We start from the raw sequence: 6,005 nt of genomic DNA, 5'->3' as shown, positions 1-6,005 counted from the left end.
CTGCGTCCAAAGCGCCGAAAATACCCTCACCGTGTCGTCAAATTGGTCATTCCGAAACCAGAAAGCCTCCGCCCGTGCTCCAGGCGCGTCTATCGGCTCGCTGGTGACGGATCCGGGCTAGAGGGCCGCGATGAAGTACGAGCTGCTGATCTTCGATTGGGACGGAACCCTCGCCGACTCCGCCGGCCAGATCGTCTCGGCGATGCAGGCCGCGATTCTCGGCTTGGGCCTGCCGCCGCGCGAGGACCAGGCCATCCGCGAGCTGATCGGCCTGGGGCTCGATGATGTGCTCGCGCGTCTCTATCCGGAGCTGGAGCCTGGCGGCCTGCGCGCCTTGCTCGAAGGCTACCGCGCGAAGTGGCTGTCCGCGGGCACGTTCGAGGCGCCGCTGTTCGCTGGCAGCATCGAGGCGATCCGCGAGTTGAGGGCCCGGGGCCACCGCATCGCGATCGCGACCGGCAAGTCGCGCCGCGGGCTGGACCGTTCGCTGCGTCATCACGCGTCGCTGGCCGAGCTGATCGTCAACTCGCGTTGCGCCGACGAAACCGCTGCCAAACCCAACCCGCTGATGCTGCGCGAGCTGCTGGCCGCAGAGGGGGTGACGGCGGAGCGCGCGCTGATGATCGGCGACACCGAATACGACATGGCGATGGCGCAGGCCATCGGCATGGACGGGTTGGGCGTGGCCTGCGGCGTGCATGATCCGGGCCGTCTGCGGCGCGCGGGTGCCGCGGCCGTGATCGCGACGGTCGCCGAACTGCCGACCTGGCTTTTCAGGGCAGGGGATAGCCGGCCTCGCGCAGCAGCCGGCACAGCGCAATGAGCGGCAGGCCGATCAGCGCCGTCGGGTCGCGGCTGTCGACGGCCTCGAACAGCGTGATGCCATAACCCTCGCACTTGAAGCTGCCGGCGCAGTCATAGGCGGGTTCGGCGTCGAGGTAGCGCTCGATCTGGTCGCGACTCAGATCACGAAAGTGCACCGTCGTCGTCTCGATGGCATGGGTCTCGGCGGTCGGCGTCGACAGGCTGACCGCCGTGAGGAAGCGCACCTCGCGGCCCGAGGCAGCACAAAGTTGGCGGATGGCGCGCTCGCGATCGCCCGGCTTGCCGATGATCTCGTCGCCGATCAGCGCCACCTGGTCGGAGCCGATGATCCAAGCCTTGGGATGCGTGTGGCGCAATGCGGCAGCCTTGGCACGGGCAAGCCGCACGACCAGTGCGCCCGCGTTCTCGCCCGGCTGCGGCGTCTCGTCGACGCCGGGCGCCGCGGTGTCGAAGGCCAGGCGCAGTCGGGCGAGCAACTCGGCGCGGTAGCGCGAGGATGACGCCAGCAAAAGCGGCGGTGGCGCCTTAAGCATAGGATTTCTTTGACTTTCAATGGGCGCCTCACTATGATGCGCGGCCTTTCGGTGGGCAAGCGCCGATGGGACTTGCAGTTGAAACGCGGGCGTCGCTTGCGCTGGAGCGCGAACATCGCTACGTCGGCCAGCTTTCCGTCTCGCAGTGCGCGCGGCTCGTCGCCGAGCTCGTCGCCGGCGCGGATACCGCCTTGCAGGTCGAGTTGCAGGCCGACCGGCGCAGCGGCTGGCCGCGCTTGCACGGCCGCATCGTCGGCGCGCTGATGCTCGAATGCCGGCGCTGCGGGCGGCCGTTCGAGCAGGCGCTGGAGCTGGCGGTCGACCTGCGTCTGGTCTTCGGCGAAGCCGAGGAGCGCGCGGCGTTGGCAAAAGCCGAACCGCTGCTGATCGAGGATGACCGCTTGCCCTTGTGGCAGGTGGTCGAGGACGAGGTACTGCTGGCGCTGCCGATGCTGCCGCGCTGTCAGTCGTGTGAGAATGTCGTGAACGAGGCGGCTGCGACGGCAGCGCGCCCGCAGGAACAACAGGCGCCGGCACCGCGAGACAATCCCTTCGCGGCGCTCAAGCGGCACTTGCAGTCGAAAGAGTAGCGGGGCCGCAGGGCCCGACGGAGTTGAGCCATGGCAGTTCAGGATTCCAAGAAATCGCGCGCCTATCGCGGTCACCGCAAGGCGCATTGGGCGCGCAAGGCAAAGGCGCCGGCCTTGTCGATCGACCCGACCTCGGGCGAGACGCATCGTCGCCATCACGTGACTGCCGACGGCTACTACCGCGGCAAGAAAATCATCGACAAGGGCGCGGTCGAAGTCGGCGAAGCGTAAGCCCTGACACCGCGGCGGGCGGCTTGCGATGAAAGCTCCCGTTGTTCTGTCCATCGATGCCATGAGCGGCGACCACGGCCACGAGACGGTCGTGGACGCCGCCCTGCTCGCCTTGGATGCGCATGCGTCGGTCGAGCTGATCCTGGTCGGTGACGAGGCGACGCTGCGCGCCGACCTGCGCAAGCGCAAGCGCGACAACGAGGCGCGCCTGCGCGTCCAGCACGCCTCGGAAGTGGTGGCGATGGACGAGTCGCCGTCCAAGGCGCTGCGCAACAAGAAAGACTCGTCGATGCGCGTGGCCATCGACCTGGTCAAGCAGGGCCAGGCGCAGGCGGCCGTATCCGCCGGCAACACCGGTGCGTTGATGGCCACGGCCAAATTCGTGCTCAAGACGCTGCCGGGCATCGACCGGCCGGCGATCATCTCGGCGATCCCCTCGGTCAACGGTCACGTGCACATGCTCGATCTCGGCGCCAACGCCGAGTGCTCGGCCGAACAACTGCTGCAGTTCGCGGTGATGGGGTCGGCGCTGGTGACCGCGACGCTCGGCATCGAGCGGCCCAAGGTCGCGCTGCTGAACATCGGCGAGGAAGAGATCAAGGGCAACGAGGTGATCAAGCAGGCGGCGCAACTGCTCGCCGCGTCGCCCTTGAACTACATCGGCTACGTCGAGGGCGACGGCGTGTTCCTGCGCGACATCGACGTGGTCGTCTGTGACGGGTTCACCGGTAACATCGCGCTCAAGACCGGCGAGGGCGTCGCGCGGCTGATCTACCACTTCATCCGGCAAGAGTTCACGCGTTCGCTGTTCACCAAGATCTCTGCGCTGATGGCCATGCCGGCGCTCAAGGCACTCGGCGGACGCATGGACCCGCGCAACTACAATGGCGCGAGCCTCGTCGGCCTGAACGGCATCGTCATCAAATCGCACGGCAGTGCCGATGCGCAGGCCTTCGCCGCGGCGATCCGGGTCGCGCTCAAGGAGGTCGAGCAAGGCGTTCCTCAGCGCATCGCCGGTTTGATGGCGGCGGCGTTGCCGCAGTCCCCGCAGGTCGCGCGTCTGTGAGCGGTGATCGGTCGCGGGCGCGCCGCACCGCCGCGCCGGCAATCACTGCACCAGCGTGTTGAGATCGAAGATCGGCAGCAGGATGGCGAGGACGATCAGCAGCACTACGCCACCCATCACGAGAATCAGCATCGGCTCGAACACGCCCATCATCGCGGCGACCAGGGTCTCGACCTCGCGCTCCTGATTCTCGGCGGCGCGGTCGAGCATGTCGTCGAGCTTGCCGGAGGATTCGCCGCTGGCGATCAGGTGCACGGTGATCGGGGGGAACAGCTTGCTCGCCGCCAGCGAGCGGCTCAGGGCCGCACCCTCGCGTACCTTGGCCGCCGCCGCCTCGATCGCGTCACGCATCGGCACGTTGGTGACCACCTGGGTGCCGATGCGCATCGCATCGAGGATCGGCACGCCGCTGCCGAACAGGATGCCCAGCGTGCGCGTGAAGCGCCCGGTGTTGGCGCCGCGCACCAGCCGTCCGATCAGTGGCAGGCGCAGCATCAGCCGGTGCACCTGACGCTTGAAGCCCTCGTTGCGCATCATCCGCGCGAACACGATGGCCGCGGTGACCAGCGCGAGCAGTAGGTAGACGCCGTAGTCGCGCAGAAAATCGGAGACGGCGATCAGGCCCGCGGTCAGCGCCGGCAGTTCCGCGTCGATGCTGGTGAACACGTCGACGACTTGCGGCACGACATAGGTCAGCAGCAGCACGACCACGGTGATCGCGACCAAGCTCAGAATCACCGGATAGAACGCGGCGAGCATGATCTTCTGCTGCATCACCTGCCTACGTTCGACGTAATCGGCGAGGCGTTCGAGGATGTAATCGAGCTGGCCCGACTGCTCGCCGGCCTCGACGGTCGCGCGAAACAGCGGCGGAAAGGCGCCAGGGAATTGGTCGAGCGAGTGGGCCAGCGAGTTGCCTTCGACGACGCCGGCGCGCACGCCGAGCGCGATGCGCTTGACCCGCTTGCTCTCGCTCTGCTCGGACACGGCGGTCAGCGACTCATCGAGCGGCAAGCCGGAGCGCACCAGCGTCGCGAGCTGGCGTGTGAACAGCGACAACTCGGTGCTGGACAGGCTGCCGCCGCGCGAAAAGACCGAGCCGCCCGACTTCCTGTTTTCGGCGACCTCGCGCAGGTCGAGCGGTGCCAAGCCGCGCTCGCGCAACAGTTGGCGCGCATGGCGCGGCGTGTCGCCTTCGATCAGGCCCTTGGTCTGACGCCCCTTGGCGTCGAGCGCGCTGTACTCGTAGGCGGCCACGGCGGCGTCGGCCTATTCCTCGATGGTCACGCGCAGCACTTCCTTGAGCGTGGTCGTGCCGGCGATCACCTTGTTGCGGCCGGACTGCAAGATGCCGGCGCTCTGCGTGCGTGCGTAGGCCTCCAGCGCCTGCTCGGAGGCGTTGTCGTGGATCATCGCCTCGAGTTTGCGGTCGACCTCGATGATCTCGTGGATGCCGGTGCGGCCGGCAAAGCCCGTGTGGCGGCAGTGCGGGCAGCCGACGGGGCGATATAGCGTCAACGGCTTCGAAGGATCGACGCCGAGCTGTTCCTTTTCCACCGTGCTCGCCTCGTAGGGCTGTTTGCACTCTTTGCACAGCGCGCGCACCAGACGCTGCGCCATCAGGCCCGCCAGCGAGGACGAGAGCTGATAGGGCTCGATGCCCATGTCGCGCAGACGCGTGACCGCACCGACGGCGGTGTTGGTGTGCAGCGTCGACAGCACCAGATGGCCGGTCTGCGAGGCTTGCACCGCGATCTGCGCGGTTTCGAGGTCGCGGATCTCGCCGACCATGACCACGTCCGGGTCTTGGCGCAGGATCGCGCGCAGGCCGCGCGCGAAGGTCATCTCGACCTTGGGGTTGACCTGGGTTTGACCGACGCCGTCGATGTAGTACTCGATCGGGTCCTCGACGGTCATGATGTTGCGCGCGCGGTCGTTGAGCACCGACAGCGCCGAATACAGCGTCGTCGTCTTGCCCGAGCCGGTCGGGCCGGTGACCAGGAGGATGCCGTAGGGGCGATGGATGATGCGCTTGATCGTCGCGACCTGCTGCGCATCCAGGCCGATCTGCTCCAGGTCGAGCTTCTCCGCCTGCTTGTCGAGGATGCGCATGACCACGCGCTCGTTACCGGCGGCGCCGGTCGGGATCGTCGACACGCGCACGTCCACCTTGCGGCCGCCGAAGGCGCGCGAGATACGGCCGTCCTGCGGCAGCCGCTTCTCGGCGATGTCGAGCTTGGCCATGACCTTGATGCGCGAGACTAGCCGCGGCGCGAGGCTGCGCGGCGGTGACATGACCTCGCGCAGCACACCGTCGACGCGAAAGCGCACCTGCAGGCGGCTCTCGAAGCTCTCGATGTGGATGTCCGAGGCGTTCTCGCGAATCGCTTCGACCAGCAGGCCGTTGATGAACTTGATCACCGGCGCATCGTCGTCGGATTCGAGCAGGTCCTGATTCTCCTGCAGGGCGAGGGCGAGCGCGTCGAGATCGGCGTCCTCGTCGTCGAGGCCGTCGATCAGCGACGCAGTCGCCCCGGTCTGACCCTCGTAGGTGCGCGCCAGCACCGCGTCGAACTCCTGCGGCGTCACGCTCTGTAGCCGCAGCGGACGACCGACGAAGCGGCGCGCCTCCTGCACCACGTCGACCGCGGTGCCGGGGCGGATCACGGCGAGGACGTGATCGCCGCGATCCTCGGTCACGACCAGGCCGTGACGTTTGGCGAAGGCGAACGGCGGACGACGCAGAACGGGCTCCATGGC

The 6,005-nt window shown here is 67.6% G+C and carries 7 protein-coding genes; 4 read left to right on the top strand and 3 right to left on the bottom strand.

Annotated features, from left to right (window positions below; genetic code table 11):
• Positions 1-130 precede the first annotated feature (130 nt).
• Positions 131-823, top strand: coding sequence for an HAD family hydrolase (locus tag ABSH63_RS10395; RefSeq protein WP_352889557.1), 693 nt, complete (start codon positions 131-133; stop codon positions 821-823).
• On the opposite strand, the gene ABSH63_RS10390 is transcribed toward ABSH63_RS10395, so the two are convergent.
• Positions 774-1,358, bottom strand: coding sequence for a Maf family protein (locus ABSH63_RS10390; RefSeq protein ID WP_352889555.1), 585 nt, complete (start codon positions 1,356-1,358; stop codon positions 774-776). The two genes, ABSH63_RS10395 and ABSH63_RS10390, sit on opposite strands and share 50 nt — an antisense overlap.
• A gap of 65 nt (positions 1,359-1,423) precedes the next feature.
• On the opposite strand from ABSH63_RS10390, the gene ABSH63_RS10385 reads away from it, so the two are divergent.
• Genes ABSH63_RS10385 through plsX form a run of 3 tightly spaced genes read left to right on the top strand, consistent with a single transcriptional unit; the run spans position 1,424 to position 3,245 of the window.
• Entirely contained in the window at positions 1,424-1,948 is a 525-nt protein-coding gene (locus ABSH63_RS10385) for a YceD family protein (protein WP_352889553.1), read from the top strand.
• Between the two features lie 30 nt (positions 1,949-1,978).
• The gene (gene rpmF, locus ABSH63_RS10380; RefSeq protein ID WP_352889551.1) at positions 1,979-2,179 is read left to right on the top strand and encodes a 50S ribosomal protein L32; all 201 of its coding nucleotides are present in this window, start codon (positions 1,979-1,981) and stop codon (positions 2,177-2,179) included.
• A gap of 28 nt (positions 2,180-2,207) precedes the next feature.
• Positions 2,208-3,245: a phosphate acyltransferase PlsX gene (gene plsX, locus ABSH63_RS10375; RefSeq protein WP_352889550.1), complete on the top strand. Its 1,038-nt coding sequence runs from the start codon at positions 2,208-2,210 to the stop codon at positions 3,243-3,245.
• A gap of 42 nt (positions 3,246-3,287) precedes the next feature.
• On the opposite strand, the gene gspF is transcribed toward plsX, so the two are convergent.
• Positions 3,288-4,502: a type II secretion system inner membrane protein GspF gene (gspF, locus tag ABSH63_RS10370; RefSeq protein ID WP_352889549.1), complete on the bottom strand. Its 1,215-nt coding sequence runs from the start codon at positions 4,500-4,502 to the stop codon at positions 3,288-3,290.
• A gap of 12 nt (positions 4,503-4,514) precedes the next feature.
• Positions 4,515-6,002 (bottom strand): type II secretion system ATPase GspE, encoded by a 1,488-nt coding sequence (gspE, locus tag ABSH63_RS10365; protein ID WP_352889548.1) that lies wholly within the window; start codon positions 6,000-6,002, stop codon positions 4,515-4,517.
• Positions 6,003-6,005 lie beyond the last annotated feature (3 nt).

Origin of the sequence: Sinimarinibacterium thermocellulolyticum, from assembly GCF_040327995.1 — a bacterium.
Lineage (GTDB): Bacteria > Pseudomonadota > Gammaproteobacteria > Nevskiales > Nevskiaceae > Solimonas > Solimonas thermocellulolyticum.
The sequence above is the reverse complement of the archived record's forward strand: the minus strand, read 5'-3'. Positions and strand labels throughout refer to the sequence as shown.